This is a genomic window from Rhizobium tibeticum (genome assembly GCF_900110205.1).
Classification (GTDB): domain Bacteria; phylum Pseudomonadota; class Alphaproteobacteria; order Rhizobiales; family Rhizobiaceae; genus Rhizobium; species Rhizobium tibeticum.
The window spans coordinates 269635-289994 of record NZ_FOCV01000001.1; the positions used below are offsets into that span (position 1 = coordinate 269635).

General features: G+C 60.7%; 15 protein-coding genes. 5 read left to right on the forward strand and 10 right to left on the reverse strand.

All coding sequences use genetic code 11. From position 1 onward, the window contains the following. Window positions 1–10 precede the first annotated feature (10 nt). The 5 genes from BSG20_RS01330 to BSG20_RS01350 form a co-directional block, all read right to left on the reverse strand. Window positions 11–880: a LysR family transcriptional regulator gene (locus BSG20_RS01330; RefSeq protein ID WP_072370859.1), complete on the reverse strand. Its 870-nt coding sequence runs from the start codon at window positions 878–880 to the stop codon at window positions 11–13. 291 nt (window positions 881–1171) lie between these two features. Beyond that, window positions 1172–3013, reverse strand: coding sequence for a methyl-accepting chemotaxis protein (locus BSG20_RS01340; RefSeq protein WP_072370865.1), 1842 nt, complete (start codon window positions 3011–3013; stop codon window positions 1172–1174). Between the two features lie 187 nt (window positions 3014–3200). Then, window positions 3201–5729 (reverse strand): methyl-accepting chemotaxis protein, encoded by a 2529-nt coding sequence (locus BSG20_RS01345; protein ID WP_072370868.1) that lies wholly within the window; start codon window positions 5727–5729, stop codon window positions 3201–3203. 298 nt (window positions 5730–6027) lie between these two features. Further along, window positions 6028–6171, reverse strand: coding sequence for a hypothetical protein (locus BSG20_RS36265; RefSeq protein WP_167371538.1), 144 nt, complete (start codon window positions 6169–6171; stop codon window positions 6028–6030). 149 nt (window positions 6172–6320) lie between these two features. Next, window positions 6321–7502 carry a BaiN/RdsA family NAD(P)/FAD-dependent oxidoreductase gene (locus BSG20_RS01350; protein WP_177309796.1) on the reverse strand — a complete coding sequence of 394 codons (1182 nt, stop codon included), beginning with the start codon at window positions 7500–7502 and terminating at the stop codon, window positions 6321–6323. A 126-nt stretch (window positions 7503–7628) separates the two neighbouring features. Between BSG20_RS01350 and BSG20_RS01355 the strand changes: the two genes are divergently transcribed. The 5 genes from BSG20_RS01355 (at window position 7629) to edd (ending at window position 14576) form a co-directional block, all read left to right on the forward strand. Further along, window positions 7629–9065 carry a glutamine synthetase family protein gene (locus BSG20_RS01355; protein WP_072370874.1) on the forward strand — a complete coding sequence of 479 codons (1437 nt, stop codon included), beginning with the start codon at window positions 7629–7631 and terminating at the stop codon, window positions 9063–9065. Window positions 9066–9078: 13 nt separating this feature from the next. Beyond that, on the forward strand, window positions 9079–10377 hold the full coding sequence (locus BSG20_RS01360; RefSeq protein ID WP_072370877.1) for an NAD(P)/FAD-dependent oxidoreductase: 1299 nt from the start codon (window positions 9079–9081) through the stop codon (window positions 10375–10377). 133 nt (window positions 10378–10510) lie between these two features. After that, a complete protein-coding gene (gene zwf, locus BSG20_RS01365) occupies window positions 10511–11986 on the forward strand; it encodes a glucose-6-phosphate dehydrogenase (protein WP_072370880.1) in 1476 nt (491 codons plus the stop codon). A gap of 11 nt (window positions 11987–11997) precedes the next feature. Beyond that, window positions 11998–12696: a 6-phosphogluconolactonase gene (gene pgl / locus BSG20_RS01370; RefSeq protein WP_072370883.1), complete on the forward strand. Its 699-nt coding sequence runs from the start codon at window positions 11998–12000 to the stop codon at window positions 12694–12696. Between the two features lie 59 nt (window positions 12697–12755). After that, entirely contained in the window at window positions 12756–14576 is a 1821-nt protein-coding gene (gene edd / locus BSG20_RS01375) for a phosphogluconate dehydratase (RefSeq protein ID WP_072370885.1), read from the forward strand. A 78-nt stretch (window positions 14577–14654) separates the two neighbouring features. Here edd and BSG20_RS01380 read toward each other — a convergent pair whose 3' ends face one another. The 5 genes from BSG20_RS01380 to BSG20_RS01400 form a co-directional block, all read right to left on the reverse strand. Further along, window positions 14655–15008 (reverse strand): hypothetical protein, encoded by a 354-nt coding sequence (locus tag BSG20_RS01380; RefSeq protein WP_007796711.1) that lies wholly within the window; start codon window positions 15006–15008, stop codon window positions 14655–14657. Between the two features lie 267 nt (window positions 15009–15275). Beyond that, window positions 15276–16367 (reverse strand): ABC transporter ATP-binding protein, encoded by a 1092-nt coding sequence (locus tag BSG20_RS01385; RefSeq protein ID WP_072370887.1) that lies wholly within the window; start codon window positions 16365–16367, stop codon window positions 15276–15278. Window positions 16368–16387: 20 nt separating this feature from the next. After that, window positions 16388–18040 (reverse strand): beta-galactosidase BglA, encoded by a 1653-nt coding sequence (bglA, locus tag BSG20_RS01390; RefSeq protein ID WP_072370890.1) that lies wholly within the window; start codon window positions 18038–18040, stop codon window positions 16388–16390. Between the two features lie 26 nt (window positions 18041–18066). Continuing rightward, window positions 18067–19230 (reverse strand): carbohydrate ABC transporter permease, encoded by a 1164-nt coding sequence (locus BSG20_RS01395; RefSeq protein WP_072370893.1) that lies wholly within the window; start codon window positions 19228–19230, stop codon window positions 18067–18069. Window position 19231: 1 nt separating this feature from the next. After that, a complete protein-coding gene (locus tag BSG20_RS01400) occupies window positions 19232–20245 on the reverse strand; it encodes a carbohydrate ABC transporter permease (protein WP_072370896.1) in 1014 nt (337 codons plus the stop codon). Window positions 20246–20360 lie beyond the last annotated feature (115 nt).

Consider the following 20360-nt stretch of genomic DNA (forward strand, 5'->3'; position numbering starts at 1 on the left):
GGCGGCGCTCTCAGCTTCGGCTGGAGCGCTTGCCCGCGAAGAGATCGACATAGCTCTTCAGCAATTTCGTCATGCGATCGGCAACGGTCCGGATTTCCGGCCGGTGCCGATCTTCGTTGTTCATGACGATCCACTGCCGGTGGCGCAATTCCGGCAGCTCGCCGCCGAGGCGCTGCAGTTCGGGATCGAGGTCGCCGACGAAGCACGGTAACACCGCCTTGCCGGCAGATGCCCTCACCAGCTCCGGCAGCGAGCGCGGCCGGTTCACGGTCGCAACGATCGAGCCGGCCGCGTTGCGATGCGGCCAGCGGAGATAGTTCGAGATCGCATCTTCTTCGGCGACCGCCACCCATCGATCCTCGGTCGAGTCGACATTGCGCCTGGTATAGACCGCATAGGCCACCTCGCCGAGCAGGCGGGCGGCAAGATTACCTTCCTCCGGTTCGAAGGCGCGGATACCGATGTCGCTTTCCCGGTAATTGAGATTGGCGCGCGCTTCGCCGATGGTCAACGAGATGGCGAAGGCATCACCGGGCTTGCGGATCGCAGCGAAATTCTCCGTCAGAAGCCACGCGACCCAAGTGCCGGCGGCAATCCTCACCGTTGCGCCGACACTTCCGGCCTGCCGCCAGCCGTCGACCTTGCGCGCCGCCGCCTCCATATCGTGCAGATAATCCAGAAGCACCTGGCCGTCGACCGTGAGGCTGTAGCCCGTCTGACTGCGGACAAAGAGAGCCTTGCCGATCTCATGTTCCAGATCGAGCATGCGACGGCCGATCGTAGCGGGGCTCAGCCCGCTCGACGCGCTGGCACCGGTCAGCCCACCAAACCGGGCGACCTGAAGAAAAAGCTGAAAAGAGTCCCACTGAGTGTTTTGCATTGACGAAAAACATAGTGGGATAATTCGCGTTTATAAAGCATATTTTGAGGAATAACTAAGGCGATGCCCAAGAGAGAAGGACATCGCCATGATTACCCTAATCGCCATCGCACAGATTGCAGATCTGCTGAACGACAGCCGCGACAAGTATACGCCAAGAGCCGAAAAGGAATTCTACGAGAGCGTCGGCAGCTCCCGCTTGGTCCGCTTTGCGACCCTCCTCACGGCTCCCAGGCTAAGCGCCAAAACGCTTCGCTCCCGAACAGCGAAGCCTTCATCCGCCCGCAGCGATCAGGCCGCGTGTCTCGCCCGGTCATAATCGGGAGTGGCTTCGAAGCGGAACTGCTGAACCAGCGCCATCAACGCATCGGCTTCGGTGGCGAGCTGGCGGCTCGCCTCGGTCGTTTCCTCGACCATCGCGGCGTTCTGCTGGGTCATTTGGTCCATCGCATTGACGGCTCCATTGACCTCCTGCAGAGCGGCCGATTGGTCCTGGCTTGCCGTCGCGATCGTTTCGACGTGACTGCTGATCGCGATGATGTCCTGGCTGATCGCGGCGAGCACCGAGCCGGTCTTCTGCACGAGGTTGGACCCGGTCAGGACCTCCCGCGTCGACTTCTCGATCAAGCTCTTGATTTCGCGCGCGGCGTCTGCGGAGCGCTGCGCAAGCTCGCGCACCTCCTGCGCAACGACGGCGAAGCCCTTGCCTGCCTCACCGGCGCGCGCCGCCTCGATACCGGCGTTCAACGCCAGAAGGTTTGTCTGAAACGCGATCTCATCGATGACTTCGATGATTTGTTCGATCTGCTTCGAGGCCTCCTCGATGCGGTCCATTGCCGCGACCGCGTCGCTGACCACGACGCCGGAGCTATCGGCGTTCTTCTTCGTCACGGATACGGCATCGTTCGCCTCGCGTGCACGCACCGCAGAGGATGTGACTGTTACGGTGATTTCCTCAACGGCGGCCGCCGTTTCTTCTAGATTGGCAGCCTGTGCTTCCGTGCGCTTCGAAAGCTCGTCGGCGGAAGCCAGCATGGCGCCGGAATTGTTCTGAATCGAAGCGGCGTTGTCACGAATGCGCGCCAGCGTTTCCTGCAGGCGAACGAGCGACGCATTGAAATCGACGCGAAGCTGCTCCAGACGACCGACAAACGGCGTCTGGATCGCCTGAGAGACGTCGCCCTGCGCCAGACGCCCCAAGCCGGCGGCGAGCTGATTGACGGCGAAGTCGATCTGACCGTCTAGCGCGCGCTTCTCGGCATCGTTGCGGGCACGCTCGTCATCGCTGAACTGCCGCTGTTCGGCAGCCTGCATTTCCAATGCCTGGCGGGTGCGAGCATTGTCGCGGAAGAGAGCCAGAGCGCGTCCGATCGCGCCGAACTCGTTCTGCTTCTCCACGCAGGGGATCGGCCCGTCGAGATTTCCGGCAGAGACCGTATGGATGGTAGCGGTTAGCGCTTCCAACGGCCTGACGGACGCCCGGATGGCGAAGTAAGCGACCACGCCGACGAGCAGCAATACCGCCGCGCCAGCGCCCGCCACCAGCGTCAGCAGCTGCTGCAGGCTATTGTAGTAGACCTCCATCGGGATGCCGATGAAGAGGATGCCAACGTTCGAACCGGCTGTATTCTTGACCGGGAAATAACTGGTCATGAATTTGCGACCGAACAGCTCGGCCGGGCCGTAGTAGGCGTGTCCCTTCGCCAATGCCGCCTGCGCCGGATGATCGGCCGCGAGCTTCGTGCCAACGGCACGGTCACCGTTTTCCTTCTTCACGTTCGTCGAAACGCGGACGTAGTCGCTGCCCTGGCGTTCAAATACGGTGGCAACCCCTGCAATCGACTGCGCGGTGCGATCGACCAGAACATGATCGCCAAGCGAGGGAAGCTTCTCTTCCGTTACGCCGGCGAGCGCGTTGTTGCTGACCTCGATCTTCACCGCCGGATCGCTGGCGCCGTAGAGGACGGCCATTGTCCGGCTGGCATCCTTGGCGTCGGACACGGCGCTCGTCATCACATAGGCGCTCAGATTGTAGTAGGTGACGCAGACGATCGCCGCGGTGCTGAAGACGAGTAGTACGAGCGTGATGGCAACGATCTGGCGAACGATGGAAGCCGAGAACAGGCGCAGCATAGATATCCCCCCGAGACATGAGCCTCGCAGGCTAATTCGAAAAATTTAAAGAAAATCTTCAAAATGTTGACAATCGTCAAGAATTTGAAATGGAGCCCCATGCCGGCCGTCGCCGGGCGCGGAACGCGAAAAATCAAAAAGACCCCGAACGATCCGGGGTCTTGCTCGGCGATAACTTTTGATCGTCTTATGCGGCGCGATAGATCGTGCCCTGCGTGTCACCGTCGATTTTGAACTGCTGGATCAGTCGCCGGAGCAGATCCGCTTCTGTTGCAAGCTCGCGGCTCGCGGCTGTCGTCTCTTCGACCATCGCGGCATTCTGCTGCGTCATCTGATCCATCTGGTTGACGGTCGCATTGACCTCCTGCAGCGCGCTCGATTGATCGTGGCTTGCACGCGCGATCGTCTCGACGTGCTGGCTGATCGTGACGATCTGGGCACTGATCTTTGCGAGCACCGTGCCGGTCTCCTGTACGAACTGCGAGCCGGAGCTGACCTCTGTCGTCGACTTGTTGATGAGGCCCTTGATCTCCTGTGCGGCGGCGGCGGAGCGCTGCGCAAGTTCGCGCACCTCCATGGCGACGACAGCAAAGCCCTTGCCGGCCTCACCGGCGCGCGCCGCTTCGATGCCGGCGTTCAATGCCAGCAGATTGGTTTGGAATGCGATCTCGTCGATGACGCCGATGATCTGCTCGATTTGGCGGGATGCATCTTCGATACGGCCCATCGCGTCGATGGCGTTGCTGACGACGACTGCCGAGTCGTCGGCGCTGCGCTTGGCTTGTCGAACGATCTGATCGGCGTCCTTGGCACGCTCTGCGGAGGAGCGGACCGTCACCGTGATCTGTTCAACCGCAGCGGCGGTCTCCTCAAGCGACGCAGCCTGCTGCTCGGTACGCTTGGAGAGATCTTCGGCGGACTGAGCCATCTGGTTGCCGTTACCCTGGATCATCTCGACGTTGTCGCGGATCTGGCTCATGGTTGCCTGGAGACGCATCATCGAACCGTTGAAGTCCTGGCGGAGCTGCTCGAGACGCCCGATGAACGGCGTATCGATCGTTGTCGAAATGTCACCCTGCGACATCCGCTCGAGACCGGAGGCAAGCGCGTTGACCGCAAACTCGATCTGGCGATCCATCTCCCGCTTCTCGGAATCGTTGCGATGGCGCTCATGCTCGGCCGCGGCGCGCTCTTCATCGCTCTGTTCCTCGATGCGGATCTTGGAGATTGCATTCTCCTTGAAGATGCCGAGCGCGCGAGCCATGTCGCCGATTTCATCATGGCGCTGATCGCCCGAGATGTTGGTATCGAGTGCGCCGTCGGCAATGCGGCGCATCGCGGCGGTGATCTGACCGATCGGACGCTGCAGCGTCAGAACCAGGGCGATACCACCGATGATCGAGACCAGAATGCCAAGGCCGGTCGTCAGTACCGAAATGCCGTTCGCCTGCGTGCGCTCGGCGCCCGCGCTCTGCTTCTGCAGTTCGGCAAAGGTCGTCAGCTGCCCCCAGACGGCATCGAGCTGCTGGCGGGCGGAAGCGTAGTCGGCAACGCGCTGGTTAATCGTATCGACGAGGCTCTGGGCATCCTTGTCCATCGAGGCAAGAGCCGGAGACATGGCCGCGACGATATCTTCCGCGAAGTTCATACCCTTCGCGCTGGCGAGCAGCGTGTTCAGGTTGGTGCCGAGCGTCGCAATCTCCTGATGCAGGCGGACGCGGTTTTCCTTGCCCGGCTTGGCAGCGAATTCACCCAAGACGAGCTGCAGTGAATAGATTGCGCTTTCCAAACGACGCGTATCCTCGAGAACTGAGTTCGTCTGGGCGATGCGGCTGTCAAGCGCCACGAACGTCGTGGTCGCCTCGCGCATCATCTGCGTTGCTGTCAACTGCGTATAGGTCGACATCTGACGGAAGCGGGAGACAAGCCGCCCGAGATTGGCGATCGCTTCATCGGTGCCGGCGTCGACGGCAGTTGCCTGCGCCTTCACGTCGCTGATCGTCTGCGACAGCGACTGCGTCATGCTCTTCTGGTTCTGCGGCACAGAAATTTCGATCAGCCGCTGTGCCTTCGTGATCGCAGCAATGGCGGCGGTGACGACCTTCAGCTTGTCGGCCGGCAACTGGGCCTTGTTGAAGTCGCTCATAACGGTAGCAAGTGTATCGCCACCCTTCAGCAGGCGATCGGCGGCGCGCAGCGTTGCCGTGGCGTTGCCTTCGTCCTTGCGGATGTTTTCTTCAAGCTGCTGCGCATCGTAGTTCACGTTGAAGCGGCTTGTGATCATCACCTTCTGCGCGTCGTCGATCGACTTGCGCAAAGCGAGCTCCTGCTCATGCAGGGTCCACAGCTTGCGAACGGTGTCGGCGATCCCCGAAGTGCCGTCTGTCGCGGCCACAAGGTTGTCGCGGCCGCCATTGTCACCGATCTGCTTGAGCGTGGCGTTCAGCGTGCTTTGCTGTGTCTTGATGTCCCCATAAAGCTTGTCACGTGCTTCCTGGCTGGTGATCTGCAGGAAGTCGTCCATGGAGCCGTAGAGATCCTTGAACCCGCTCAGCGACTGCAGGACGCTGTTGGAGATTTCCATACGCCCCTGCAACAAGCCGGAAGCATATAGGCCGGTCAGGCCGACGGCAGAGATGCTCACGACGAAGGGCAATACAAAGATCATGACCTTGGTCTTGATCTTGAAACGGGAAAGAATCCTATCAATCAACATGGCGGTTCCGGCCTTCCATACACCACTCCTCCCGCCGGCCGCCTGGCGGGGCGTCGACCGAGTGCATCGAGCTGCTTTATTGGAACTATTGGAATCCCGGACACGAGGTCCGGTCGGCATTCATTGCCAGCTCGCCTCACGCCAACGCGGAAGCGCCCAAAATTCATCGAGTGAGTTTTGCAGAGGATGTCTTAATTTTCGGATAAGCGAAAAGGACGGACAGCCGCGTTCAAATCGATTTATCCGCGAGATGGCCGGCGCGCAAATGCGCCTCATGCTGACCTATGGATTGTGAATGTCAGAACCAACGTGCGAGGAGGAGAGCGACGACGGCGGCCAGTGCACTGGCAGAGATGGCGAAATAGCGTACGGCGACGAGCTTGTTGTCGGGCTTGGCTTGAGCGATTGCAATGGCGCGGGCGCGTCGAGTGTTCTTGTTCATCTGCAGAACCTCACTTCATCTCTGACATAACAATCCAACAAAACGACTTGTTGGTAAAGCTCTATTTAGTAAGTGCTTTTCCATCCGTCATTGAGGCAGGATGGCGCACCCTCCTTAAGAACTCTTGAATCGAGCGGGTTGTTTCCTGCCTACAAAGATTCGCCGGCAACGAAGCCGGAAGCCCACGCCCACTGGAAATTATAGCCGCCGAGCCAGCCGGTCACATCGACGCATTCGCCGATGAAATAGAGCCCCGGGACGCCTTTCGCCGCCATGGTGCGGGAATCGAGTGCGGCCGTATCGACGCCGCCGAGCGTCACTTCGGCGGTCCGATAACCCTCCGAGCCCGACGGCTTGATCTTCCAGTTCTGCACGGCGTCGACCAGGCGCAGCAAGACCTTGTCGGAAAGATCGGCCATGTGACCCGCGATGCCTTCCCGCTCGGTCAGGTATTGCGCCAGCCGCTTCGGCAGAATCTCGGCCAGTGCGGTCTGCGCGGATTGCCTGCCATTCGCCTTTTTCGCGGCCTTCAGGTGTTCCAACAGATCGACATCAGGCTCGATGTCGACGGCAATGTCATCGCCCTCACGCCAATAGGAGGAGATCTGGAGGATCGCCGGGCCGCTGAGACCGCGGTGCGTGAAAAGCAGGGCTTCGCGGAATGCGGTCTTGCCGTGGCGGATTTCGGCAGGCGCGGAAATGCCCGACAGTTCGGAAAGGCTTTCGAGCGTGGCCTGATCCAGTGTGAGCGGTACGAGGCCGGGCCGCGTCTCCACCATGGGAAGGCCGAACTGCTCGGCGACGCGATAGGCTAAGCCGGTCGCTCCCATCTTCGGAATCGACTTGCCGCCGGTCGCCATGACCAGCGAGCGGCATTCGTAAGCGCCCTCCGACGTCGAGATGCGGAAGCCTTCGCCGCTCTTTTCAACGAAGCCGATATCCGTGCGCAGATGCAGGGCGGCACCTGCGGCTTGCATCTCGTCGAGCAGCATGCGGATGATGTCCTTGGCGCTGTCGTCGCAGAACAATTGACCAAGCGTCTTCTCGTGCCAGGCGATCCGGTGGCGATCGACCATGGCGATGAGATCCGACGGCGTAAACCGCGCCAGGGCCGATTTGCAGAAATGCGGGTTGGCGGAGAGGAAGCTCTTCGGAGCGGTGTTTATGTTGGTGAAGTTGCAGCGGCCGCCGCCGGAGATGCGGATCTTTTCGCCCGGCGATTTCGCATGGTCCAGAACAATGACCGTGCGGCCGCGCTGGGCGGCGCGAATGGCGCACATCATGCCGGCGGCGCCTGCGCCGATGACGATCACATCGCTGTTTCGCTGCAAAACCACTTCCCTTGTCGAAAGCCGTCTTCTTTTTCCATCAAGAGGCGAAAGTCAACGTGCCCTCCCCCTCGCCAATTGCCAAACTCCAGCTATGATGCCTTTACGATCAACCCAAACCGGTGTGTCATGTCCCCAAAAAAGACGACGCTGAAGCCTGCCAGAAACGTACCTGCCTCGAAGAAGACCCCCCCGGACCCCGGACACCTGCGTGGCGTGACAAACTGGAAGGAAGCAGCGCAGTTCTTGCGGGCGCGTGGCATCGAAGACATCGAATGCATCACCCCCGACCTTGCCGGCGTGCCGCGCGGCAAGATGATGCCGAGCTCGAAATTCACCTCGAACACCTCGCTTGCCCTGCCCTCGGCGATCTACCGTCATACCATCTCCGGCGAGTATCCGGATGAGACGGAAAGCTTCCGCTACGAGCCGCGCGACAGCGACCTGAAGCTGGTTCCGGATCTCTCGACGCTTTCGGTGGTTCCCTGGGAAACCGATCCGACGGCGCAGGTGATCTGCGACATCGTTAGTGCGGATGGTGAAGAGGTTCCCTACACGCCTCGCAATGTTCTTAAGCGCGTACTGAAGCTCTACGGCGACCGCGGCTGGAAGCCGATCGTCGCGCCTGAGATCGAGTTTTATCTCGTTGCCAAGAACGACGACCCGGACTATCCGCTGCATCCGCCGAAGGGCCGCTCCGGCCGCGCGATCCTCGGCGGTCAGGGCTATTCGATCGCCGGCATCAACGAGTTCGACGAACTGATCGACGACATCTACCACTTCTCGGAAAAGCAGGGCCTCGAGATCGATACGCTGATCCACGAGGAAGGACCGGCGCAGCTGGAAATCAATCTGCGCCACGGCAACCCTATAGAGCTTGCCGACCAGGTCTTCCTGTTCAAGCGCACGATCCGCGAAGCCGCGATGAAGCACGGCATCTACGCGACCTTCATGGCCAAGCCGATGCAGGGGCAGCCGGGTTCGGCCATGCACATCCACCAATCGGTCGTGAACCAGGAAACCGGCAAGAACATCTTCTCCAACCCCGACGGTTCTGCGTCGCGCGAATTTTTCCACTTCATCGGCGGCCTGCAGAAATACGTGCCGAGTTCCATGGTGATGCTGGCGCCTTACGTAAACTCCTATCGCCGGCTGACGCCCGATATGTCCGCGCCCGTCAACAATGCCTGGGGCTACGACAACCGGACGACGGCTTTCCGCGTGCCGGTATCTGATCCGCAGGCAAGGCGTGTCGAAAACCGCCTGCCGAGTTCGGACGCCAATCCTTATCTCGCGCTCGCCGCGTCGCTCGCCTCGGGCCTGCTCGGCATCATCAAGGGCATCGAGCCGACCGCGCCGACCGAGGATACGGCGAACGAAGGCTCGATCGATCTGCCGCGCGGCCTTCTGGAAGCGGTCGCGCTGATGGAAGACGAGGAAGCTTTCGAGGAGGTGTTCGGCAAGGAGTTCCTCGGCATCTATGCCGGCGTGAAGCGCGGAGAGTTCGAGACCTTCATGCAGGTGATCAGTCCCTGGGAGCGCGAATTCCTTCTGCTGAACGTGTAAGGAGGGCTGCGTCATGACATCGCAAGAGAGATGGCAGAGCCCGATTGCGCCCGGCATTTCGTGGTATCAAACGACGATCGGCGAGCGACCGACTTACCCCGAAATGGACGGCTCGAAGAGCTGTGACGTCGCCATCATCGGCGGCGGCTATACCGGGCTGCAGGCGGCCTACAACCTTGCCAGGTCTGGCGTCTCGGTCGTTCTCATCGAGGCGTGCCGGTTTGGCGACGGCGCTTCCGGGCGCAATGGCGGCCAGCTCGGCACCGGACAGCGCTGGTGGCCGGAAGAGCTTGAGGACAAGATCGGCTACGAGCGTTCGCGCGCGCTGTTCGATCTCGCCGAAGCCGCAAAACAACATCTCATGGATTTTGCCACCGACCATCAGATCGACATGGACTACATGCCGGGGCAGATGAACGTGGCGCACAAGGAGAGCTACAAGCCGGACTACTACGAAAATGCCGAGATCGCGGCTATGCGCTACAACTACCCGCATATGCGCTTCATGGACAAAGCCGAAACCCAGGAACGGCTTGGCTCGACGCGCTACTATTGCGGCGTTCGCGACACCGGCACGGGCCATATCCACCCACTGAAACTGCTGATCGGCCTTGCCCGCGTTGCGGCCAATGCCGGCGCGCAAGTTTTCGAGATGACGAGCGCGACAGCGATTCGTCAGAGCAGCGGCAAGGTGATGATCGAGACGCCGAGGGGCACGATCACCGCCGACAGGGCACTGATCGCCTGCGACGGCTACATCGGCAATCTCGAACCGGTGACGGCAAGCCACGTGATGCCCATTCGCTCCTTCATCGGCGCCACCGCTCCGCTCGACCGCTATCCGGAGGTGCTGTCGGGTGGCGAGGCCGTGGCCGACTCACGCTTCGTCGTGCGCTACTTCCGCAAGTCCAGGGACGGGCGGCTGCTCTTCGGCGGCCGGGAAGCCTATACGGCCGACAACCCGCGCGACATGACGCAGCACATCCGCCGACAGATTGCGGAGATCTACCCCGCGCTGCGGGATATCGAGATCACGCACGCCTGGGGGGGCTCGGTCGGCATCACTATGCCGCGGCAGCCCTTCGTGCGCGAGGTCATGCCTGGAGTGACGTCCATCGGCGGCTATTCCGGGCATGGCGTGATGCTGTCCAATTATTGCGGAAAGCTCTATGCTGAAACACTGCTTGGACGATCGGCGGATTTAGAGCTCTTCAAATCGCTGGATATTCCGGCATTTCCGGGAGGTGCGGCCATGCGTGCTCCGCTGCTTTTCCTGGCGCTCTCCTGGTTTGCGCTGCGCGACAAGTTTTAGTCAGATTGCGGATTTCATCGCGCGGCAATTCGAACTAAAACCTCTTTCCGAGAGATTCATTGCGTCGCACACTGGCTTTTTTAAATCGATTAGATTAAAGAGCCAATAACCCGTCTGATTGAGAGACATCCTCATGAGCAGCCAAATCATCCCCGTTGAACCCTTTGATTATGTCGTTTTCGGCGGCAGCGGCGACCTTGCGGAACGCAAGTTGCTGCCGGCCCTTTACCATCGTCAGATCGAGGGGCAATTCTCCGAGCCGACCCGTATCATCGGCGCTTCGCGCAGCCCGCTTACGAACGAGGAATACCGCAAGTTTGCCCAGGACGCCCTGAAGGAGCATCTCAAGAAGGGTGAGTACGACGAGGCCGAGGTCGCGAAATTCCTGCAGCGCCTGTACTATGTGCCTGTCGATGCGCGTTCGGACGCCGGCTGGGATCAACTGAAAAAGCTTCTGGATGAGGGCAAGGATCGCGTGCGTGCCTTCTACCTCGCCGTCGCGCCGGGCATCTTCAGCGACATCTCGCAGAAGATCCATGACCACAAGCTGATCACCAAGTCGACGCGCATTGTTGTCGAGAAGCCGATCGGCCGCGATCTCGCTTCCGCCCTGCAACTGAACGACACCATCGGCAAGGTCTTCAAGGAAGAACAGATCTTCCGTATCGACCACTACCTCGGCAAGGAAACGGTGCAGAACCTGATGGCGCTGCGCTTTGCCAACGCGCTCTACGAGCCGCTGTGGAACGCCAACCATATCGACCACGTGCAGATCACGGTTGCCGAGTCCGTCGGTCTCGAGGGACGCGCTGGCTACTACGACACAGCAGGCGCACTGCGCGACATGGTGCAGAACCACATCATGCAGCTCGTCTGCCTCGTCGCGATGGAAGTTCCTTCCTCGATGGACTCCGAAGCCGTCCGCGACGAGAAGCTGAAGGTGCTGCGCGCATTGAAGCCGATCAACGCATCGAACGTCGAGACCAGCACCGTTCGCGGCCAGTATCGCGCAGGCGCTTCCGGCAGTGGTCCAGTCAAGGGCTACCTGGAAGAGCTCGAAGGCGGCGTTTCGAACACCGAAACCTTCGTTGCCATCAAGGCCGAGATCGGCAACTGGCGCTGGGCCGGCGTTCCCTTCTACATCCGCACCGGCAAGCGTCTTGCCGGTCGCATGTCGGAGATCGTCATCACCTTCAAGCCGATCCCGCACTCGGTCTTCGACCAATCCGCCGGCCGTATCAACCAGAACCAGCTCATCATTCGCCTGCAGCCTGACGAAGGCGTCAAGCAGTCACTGATGATCAAGGATCCAGGTCCGGGCGGCATGCGTCTTCGCAACGTTTCGCTCGACATGAGCTTTGCCGAGTCCTTCTCGGTGCGCAACCCGGATGCTTACGAGCGCCTGCTGATGGACGTCATCCGTTCCAACCAGACGCTCTTCATGCGCCGCGACGAAGTGGAGGCTGCATGGCAGTGGGTGGACCCGATCCTCAAGGGTTGGGAAACGACCGGGCAGAAGGTTCAGGGCTATACCGCCGGCACCTGGGGGCCAAGCCAATCGATCGCGCTCATCGAGCGTGACGGCCGCACCTGGCACGACAACCTGTAGGATCAAAGACGATGGCAGCGACGATGCATGCTTTTGCCAACGGCGCAGAACTGGCTCGCAACCTAGCAGACAAAGTCGCTGCGTCGCTTTCCGCGGCCATCGACGCACGCGGAGCGGCGACATTTGCCGTTTCCGGCGGCTCGACGCCGAAGCTCTTCTTCCAGGAGCTTTCGGCGCGTGATCTCGACTGGACGAAAGTGACCATCACGTTGGTCGACGAACGTTTCGTGCCTGCGGACAATCCGCGCTCGAACCATCTGCTGGTGGTCGAAAACCTGCTGCAGAACAAGGCGAAGGCCGCGCACTTCCTGCCGCTGTACCAGGCGGCAGCGTCGGTCGAGGACGCGGCGAAGCTTGCGACGGAGGCGACCGCTTCGATCAGCAATCCCTTTGACGTTGCGATCCTCGGGATGGGGGGTGACGGCCACACGGCCTCATTCTTCCCGGGTGGCAGCAATCTGAAGGTCGCCCTCGACGCTGGGACGCCGCGTGGTATCATTACCATGGAGGCGGACGGCGCGGGCGAGCCGCGGCTCACCTTCACCTTCTCCAGCCTTCAGGATGCAAGGCTGCTCGTGCTTCATATCGAAGGCGAGAGCAAGAAGGGCGTCCTGACGAAGGCCGAGGGCGCCGGCGAAGAGGCAGACATGCCGATCCGCGCCATCCTGCGGCGAGCAACGAGCTCGGTCGAAGTCTACTGGGCTCCATAAGCCTTCGGGCAGCAAGCCGCGAACGAACATTGAAGAGCAACCAAGGCAGGATACCTCCCATGTCCGCTAATGCACGCATTTCTGCGATCACCGCCCGCATTGTCGAACGATCGAAACCGACGCGCGGACTCTATCTGGAGCGCCTGCGCAACGCGACATCCAAGGGCGTAAGCCGCTCGATCCTTGGTTGCGCCAATCTCGCACACGGATTCGCGGTCTGTTCCCCCGCCGAGAAGGACGCACTCGCGGGCGACCGCGTACCCAATCTCGGTATCATCACCTCCTACAATGATATGCTTTCCGCGCACCAGCCGTTCGAGCACTATCCGGCGATCATTCGCAAGGCAGCGGCGGAAGCCGGCGGCATCGCGCAGGTGGCCGGTGGTGTTCCTGCCATGTGCGACGGCGTCACCCAGGGACAGCCGGGCATGGAGCTCTCGCTGTTTTCCCGCGACCTGATCGCCATGGCTGCCGGCGTCGGCCTCTCCCATAATATGTTCGATGCTGCGCTCTTCCTCGGGGTCTGCGACAAGATCGTACCGGGTCTCGTCATTGCCGCCCTCTCCTTCGGCCATCTGCCGGCCATCTTCGTGCCTGCCGGCCCGATGACGACCGGTCTTCCGAACGACGAGAAGTCGCGCGTGCGACAGCTCTATGCCGAAGGCAAGGTCGGACGCGCCGAACTGCTGCAGGCGGAATCGAAGTCGTACCACGGCCCAGGCACCTGCACGTTCTACGGCACTGCCAATTCGAACCAGATGCTGATGGAGATCATGGGCTTCCATATGCCCGGCTCCTCCTTCATCAATCCGGGCACGCCGCTGCGCGAAGCCTTTACGCGCGAGGCGGCCAAGCGGGCGCTGGCGATCACCGCACAGGGCAACGAATTCACGCCAGCTGGCGAGATGATCGACGAACGCTCGATCGTCAACGGCGTCGTCGGCCTTCATGCCACCGGGGGTTCTACGAACCACACGCTGCATCTCGTCGCCATGGCGCGGGCAGCGGGCATCCAGCTAACCTGGCAGGATATCGCCGAGCTTTCCGAAATGGTGCCGCTGCTGGCGCGCGTCTATCCGAACGGCCTTGCTGATGTGAACCACTTCCACGCGGCCGGCGGCATGGGCTTCCTCATCAAGGAACTGCTTAAGCACGGCATGCTGCACGACGACGTGCGCACCGTCTTCGGCCATGGCCTGCAGGCCTACACCATCGATCCCCGCCTCGGCGACGACGGCACGATCGTGCGCGAACCGGCGCCGGAAAAAAGCGTCGACCCCAAGGTGCTCGCCAGCATCGAGGCGCCGTTTCAGGCCAATGGCGGCCTGAAGATGCTCCGCGGCAATCTCGGCAAGGCCGTCATCAAGATCTCGGCGGTCAAGCAGGACCGGCACGTCATTGAAGCACCGGCCGTCGTCTTCCACAGCCAGCAGGAACTGCAGGACGCCTTCAAGGAAGGCAAGCTCAACAAGGACTTCGTCGCCGTCGTGCGCTTCCAGGGTCCGAAGGCGAACGGCATGCCCGAACTGCACAAGCTGACGCCGCCGCTCGGCGTGCTGCAGGACCGCGGCTTCCGTGTCGCGCTGCTGACCGACGGCCGCATGTCGGGCGCATCAGGAAAGGTGCCGGCAGCAATCCACGTGACGCCGGAGGCTGTCGATGGCGGCCCGATCGCGCGGATCAAGGATGGCGACATCATTCGCCTCGATGCGATCGCGGGCACCCTGGAAGTTCTGGTCGATGCCGCCGACATGGCTGAGCGCGAGCCCGTGGTCGCCGATCTTTCCGACAACGAATTCGGCATGGGCCGCGACCTGTTTGCTCCCTTCCGCCGCGCCGTTGGCCCTTCGGATCGCGGTGCAAGCGTGCTGTTCCACTGAGCCGCAACGTGGCGCTAAAAAACAGCAAAGCCCGCGAGGAGATGACTCGCGGGCTTTGTCGTTCGATGCGTCGAGAAATCAGGCGCGAATGTCGAGCACGCGATCGCGGTGCGCCGGGTGAGTGCTGTAAACAAAGATCTTGTTGAGTTCCTTGTCATTCAGCATCCGCAGAAAGCGGACTTCGATCGTGTTGTTGGCATTCACCCGCATCAGCATACAGCCGACCTTGGTGATGCGGGCATCCGGGATATCGAGATAGAACTGCTTCGGAAGGGCGTATTGCGTGAGCAGTGCAAGGACCGCGGTGCTCTTCGAAATGCGAATGATGTCGCATCGCCGGGACGCCATGTGCATGACGCCCTTCTCGGTATACTCGATGCGTGCGGCGTTCATCGTATCCTCCATCTTGAACCGCACTTCGCGGTCGTACATGAAGGATTCCTCTTTGTTCAGAAAGTGCCCGGAAGGCATTGGACTGGATGGCGCCACCGCCGTATTCCCCTCGATACTCAATGAGGAAATACTAGCGGGCGATGCTTAACAGAAGGTGAGAATAGTTTCGATTTCGACCGCGATACACTCAGAAAGACACAGCGGATTTTCGAGAAAAATTCCGTTTGCGACTAAATGCACAAAACAAGCCCGGGCAACATGATATGCTGTCCGGGCTTGTTTTTTGTTGTTGGCCGCAAAGCGATTTTATCTACGGTACGTGCGACCGTCCGCATCAAAGAGATGCAGCTTGGAACGGTCGGCCGAGAAGTGCATCTTCTGGCCCTTCCTGACGTCGTAAATGCCTGGCAGCTTGACGATGATCGGTTCGCCCGGAACGAGGCCCTCGATGTAGAGAAGCGTCACTTCGCCGAGCGCCTCAACAATCGAAACTTCGCCCTCGAAGAGGTAGTCATCACCGGCACCGGCAATGCGCAGATCTTCAGGACGAACGCCGAAGCTTGCGGTCTTGCCCTTCTCGGAGGCGGCCGTCGGAAGGTCCAATGTCACCGATTTGCCGCCTGTCAGGGTCACCGTCGTCGTATTGCCAACCTCGGTGATGGTAGACGGAATGACATTCATGGCCGGAGAGCCGATGAACTTGGCAACGAAGAGGTTTGCCGGACGCTCATAGAGTTCCAGCGGCGCGCCCACCTGCTCGATATTGCCGGCGGACAGGACGACGATGCGGTCAGCAAGCGTCATCGCCTCCACCTGGTCATGCGTGACATAGATCATCGTCGTGTCCGCCATCTGCTCGTTGAGACGGGCGATCTCGATGCGGGTCGCGACACGAAGCGCTGCGTCGAGGTTCGACAGCGGCTCGTCGAAGAGGAAAACCTTGGGGTTGCGGCAGATGGCGCGGCCGATTGCGACGCGCTGACGCTGACCGCCGGAGAGCGCCTTCGGCAGGCGATCGAGATACCTGGTGAGCTGCAGGCTTTCGGCCGCGGCACGAACGCGGCGATCGATCTCCTGCTTGCTTTCACCGGCGATCTTCATGCCGAACGCCATGTTGTCGTAGACGGTCATATGCGGATAGAGCGCATAGGACTGGAACACCATGGCGATGCCGCGCTTGGAGGGAGGGACATCGTTGACCAGCTGGCCGTCGATATACATGTCGCCGCCGGTAATGTTCTCCAAGCCGGCAATCATGCGCAACAGAGTGGATTTGCCGCAGCCCGAAGGACCGACGAACACAACGAACTCGCCCTCCTTGATCTCCAGATCGATCCCGTGGAGAACATCCACGGAACCGTAGGATTTGCGAATATCCTTGAGCGTCAGTCCAGTCATTAATTCCTCCTCCTGAATCGTCAGGCGAGACGAGCAAAGTATGCTCCCCACGCCGGAATATCGATCTTCTCACCGTAGTTATTGCTGACGAAACCGTGGCCCGTCAACGCCTGCCAATCACCGGCAGGCAAAACGACCGCGCCTTCGGCAGCGCTCATGTTGAAGACGCAGAGCAGCTTTTCGTTGCCATACTCGCGCACGAAGAGCAGCACGTCGTCCTGCGGCTCCATGAACTCGATCTCGCCCTTGGCGAAGGCCGGGTGCTGCTTGCGGAAGGCAAGGAAGCGACGATAGTGCTCGAGCACAGAGGTCTCGTCGCCCTGCTGGACGCTGACAGCGCGCAGGATGTGCTCGACCGGAACCGGCAGCCATGGCGTGACGGTCGAGAAGCCGCCCTGGGTGACCTGACTGTCCCATACCATCGGCGTGCGGCAACCATCACGCCCCTTGAATTCCGGCCAGAACTGGATGCCGTAAGGATCCTGCAGGTCCTGATAGGCAAGATCGGCTTCGGTCAGGCCGAGTTCCTCGCCCTGATAAAGGCAGACCGAACCGCGCAGCGTCATCAGCAGTGATGCATACTGCTTGGCAAAAGCGTCGTGATCGGCGACCAGTGATCCCCAGCGGCTGACATGGCGCATGACATCATGGTTGGAGAAGGCCCAGCAGGCCCAGCCATCCGGCGCGGCCGCCGCGAAGTCTTCCATGACCTCCTCGACACGTTCGGGAGACAAGGGATCCGGCGCCAGGAACTCGAAGGCATAGCACATATGCATCTTGTCGTTGCCGGAGGTGTATTCTCCGACGATCTCCAGCCCACGCTGGCTATCGCCCACTTCGCCGACGGCAGCAATTGCCGGAAACTCTTCGAGCACGGCGCGGAATCGCTTCAGGAACGCCAGATTCTCCGGCCGGTTCTTGTCGTAGACATGTTCCTGGAAGTTGTAGGGATTGACCGCCGGAGCCGTCGACGCGTTGCGGCGCTCGGGAACAAGCGCCGGATTGTCGCGCAGTTCCTTGTCGTGGAAGTAGAAGTTGATCGTATCGAGACGGAAGCCATCGACGCCGCGCTTCAACCAGAAGCGGACGACATCCAGCAGCCGGTCCTGAACCTCGGGATTGTGCAGGTTCATATCAGGCTGCGACGTCAGAAAATTGTGCATGTAATACTGCATGCGCGTCGGGTCCCACGCCCATGCGGAACCGCCAAAGATCGACAGCCAGTTGTTCGGCGGCGTGCCATCCGGCTTGGCATCGGCCCAAACATACCAATCCGCCTTGGCGTTCGTCTTACTGGTGCGGCTTTCGACGAACCAGGGATGCTGGTCGGAGCTGTGCGAAATGACAAGATCGATCATCACGCGAATGCCGAGGCGATGGGCCTCAGCGATCAGCGTGTCGAAATCCACCAGCGTGCCGAAGATCTGATCGACGTTCTCGTAGTCGGAAACGTCATAGCCGAAATCGCGCATCGGCGAGGTGAAGAAGGGCGAGATCCAGATCGCGTCGGCGCCGAGGGCTGCGACATGCGGCAGGCGGGCGGTGATGCCCTTCAGGTCGCCGATGCCGTCGCCGTTGGAGTCCTGGTAGGAGCGTGGGTAGATCTGATAGATCACCGCGCCACGCCACCAGTCCTTGTCGGCCGTCAAAATGGATTGGGATGCCATGCTCATGTTTCCTGTTGGATGCTCTTGGGTTGCTAACCGCCCTTGACCGAGCCCGCAAGCAGACCACGCACCAGATAGCGCTGCAAGCCAAAGAACACGAGCAGCGGTACGACAATGGTGACGAAGGCCGAGGCCGTCAGGATTTCCCAATTGCCCCCCCGCGAGCCGAGCAGCGCGTTCAACGCCCCGGTGAGCACGAGATGATCCCTGTCGGTGCCAAGGAAGACCATGGCGACAAGCAGGTCGTTCCACACCCACAGGAACTGGAAGATCGCAAAGGATGCGAGCGCAGGGAAGGACAAGGGCAGTACGATACGGGTGAAGATTTCGAAGTCGCTGGCGCCGTCGACGCGCGCCGATTCGATGATCTCCTTCGGGAGGCCGGCGATATAGGCCCGCAGCAGATAAATGGCGAGCGGCATGCCGAAGGCAGTGTGCGCAAACCAGATGCCGGGATAGGTTTTCGACGGCGCGTCGAGCAGCGACCCAATGCCGTTGTAAAGCCGCAGAAGCGGGATGAGCGACATCTGCAACGGCACGACGATGAGGCCGACGACAAGCGCGATCAAAAGGGCCCGGCCCGGGAACTCCATCCAGCTCAGTGCGTAGGCCGCGAAGGCGGCGATGAGGATCGGGATGATCGTCGCCGGGATGGTGACGGTCAGCGAGTTGATGAAGGACTGGCCGATCCCCTCGCTGGTGAGAACGTTCTTATAGTTCTGCAAGGTGAATTCCGGCGGCGTCGCGACCGAAATGTAGACGCGCCGGCCGCCGTCATCTGGACCAAAGGCGGCAGTCTTCGTGTAGCGATAGCTGCCGTCATCGTTGACGGTGAGTGAGAGTCCGTCGCCAAGGTCGGCTGTTTCGCCGGCCTTGTATGCGGCCGGTTGCTGGACACGCGTGCCGAACGCCCTGATGGAGCGGCCCTGCTGTCCCTCGAGAACATTGCCAGCGATGACGTAAACTGTCCCGTCCTGCTTCTGCTGGTCCGGCTGCCCAAGGCGAGCCGCCACTGTTCGGGAGGAGCCGACGAAGGCCGTCCACCAGCCGGAAGAAACGAGCTGGTCCTTGTCTCGCAGAGCACTGACGAAGATGCCGAGCGTCGGTATCAGCCAGATGATGACGATGACGAGCACCGCGAAGTGAACGAAGAGGCGGGCCGGGCCGATCTTGAAGAAACTTCCTGACAAGGTCATCTCAGTGGCCTCCCAGCTCGCGATTGGCACGGCGGACGTTCCAGACCATGATCGGCGTCACGGCCAGCATGATGATCAGCGCGATGACCGCGCTTCGGCCGGAATCGCCGCCCCCCCGGAAGAGCCAGTTGAACATCAGGTTGGCAAGCACCATCGAATTCCACTGGCCGTTGGTCATGGTCAGCACGATGTCGAACACCTTGAGCACGAGAATGGTGATCGTCGTCCAGACAACCGCGATCGAGCCCCAGACCTGCGGCACCATGATGCGCCAGAAGATCTGCCAGCCATTGGCGCCATCGATGACGGCAGCCTCGATGGTTTCCTCAGGAATGCCGCGCAGCGCTGCCGACAGAATCACCATCGCAAAGCCGGTCTGGATCCAGATGAGGATGACCATCAGGAAGAAATTGTTCCACAAGGGCACCGAGATCCACACCTGCGGCGTCCCGCCGAACAGCTGGACGATCGCATTCAGCAGGCCGATCTGCACATCGTTGCCGCCACGATATTCGTAGATGAACTTCCAAATGACGGATGCGCCGACGAAGGAGATCGCCATCGGCATGAAGACGATGCTCTTGGCGATGTTGCCCCACCAGATGCGGTCGGTCATCACGGCGATGACGAGGCCGAAGAAGGTGCAGGCCGCCGGCACGACGGCCAGCCACAGGATGTTGTTGAAGATCGACTGGCGGAATTCGCGGTCTGTGAGAGCCCACTGATAGTTCGCCAAGCCGACGAATTTCACGCCGGAGCGGTCGTAGAAGGACAGGATCAGCGTGGCGATCACAGGATAAACAAGGTAGACGACAAGAAGGAAAAGGGCTGGCCCGATGAACAGCCACGGCCGGATCATCGCCCGGCGGTTCAGGTTGCGCGCCGCGGAATGGATGTCGCCATCCTTCACTGGCAGCGACCAATCCAGGATCTTGTTCGAGAAATAGAAATAGGCCGAGCAGGCAAAGACCGCCACGACCACGACCCCCAAAGCGGAAACTATCTGCGACAGCATTCGTCCCTCCCCTGCTACCCTGTCCATCCTGACGGGTTTGTGCGCTGATCGTCACATGCCCAGCGCTTTCAACGCGACAGGCAACGATGGCCGGACACTCAAAGTATCCGGCCAT

Coding starts and splice junctions, on each gene's coding strand:
- edd (WP_072370885.1), top strand. CDS start 12,756: ATGTCCGCTAATGCACGCATTTCTGCGATCACCGCCCGCATTGTCGAA.
- zwf (WP_072370880.1), top strand. CDS start 10,511: ATGAGCAGCCAAATCATCCCCGTTGAACCCTTTGATTATGTCGTTTTC.
- BSG20_RS01330 (WP_072370859.1), bottom strand. CDS start 880: ATGCAAAACACTCAGTGGGACTCTTTTCAGCTTTTTCTTCAGGTCGCC.
- BSG20_RS01345 (WP_072370868.1), bottom strand. CDS start 5,729: ATGTTGATTGATAGGATTCTTTCCCGTTTCAAGATCAAGACCAAGGTC.
- BSG20_RS01395 (WP_072370893.1), bottom strand. CDS start 19,230: ATGACCTTGTCAGGAAGTTTCTTCAAGATCGGCCCGGCCCGCCTCTTC.
- BSG20_RS01385 (WP_072370887.1), bottom strand. CDS start 16,367: ATGACTGGACTGACGCTCAAGGATATTCGCAAATCCTACGGTTCCGTG.
- BSG20_RS01355 (WP_072370874.1), top strand. CDS start 7,629: ATGTCCCCAAAAAAGACGACGCTGAAGCCTGCCAGAAACGTACCTGCC.
- pgl (WP_072370883.1), top strand. CDS start 11,998: ATGGCAGCGACGATGCATGCTTTTGCCAACGGCGCAGAACTGGCTCGC.
- bglA (WP_072370890.1), bottom strand. CDS start 18,040: ATGAGCATGGCATCCCAATCCATTTTGACGGCCGACAAGGACTGGTGG.
- BSG20_RS01340 (WP_072370865.1), bottom strand. CDS start 3,013: ATGCTGCGCCTGTTCTCGGCTTCCATCGTTCGCCAGATCGTTGCCATC.
- BSG20_RS01400 (WP_072370896.1), bottom strand. CDS start 20,245: ATGCTGTCGCAGATAGTTTCCGCTTTGGGGGTCGTGGTCGTGGCGGTC.
- BSG20_RS36265 (WP_167371538.1), bottom strand. CDS start 6,171: ATGAACAAGAACACTCGACGCGCCCGCGCCATTGCAATCGCTCAAGCC.
- BSG20_RS01360 (WP_072370877.1), top strand. CDS start 9,079: ATGACATCGCAAGAGAGATGGCAGAGCCCGATTGCGCCCGGCATTTCG.
- BSG20_RS01380 (WP_007796711.1), bottom strand. CDS start 15,008: ATGTACGACCGCGAAGTGCGGTTCAAGATGGAGGATACGATGAACGCC.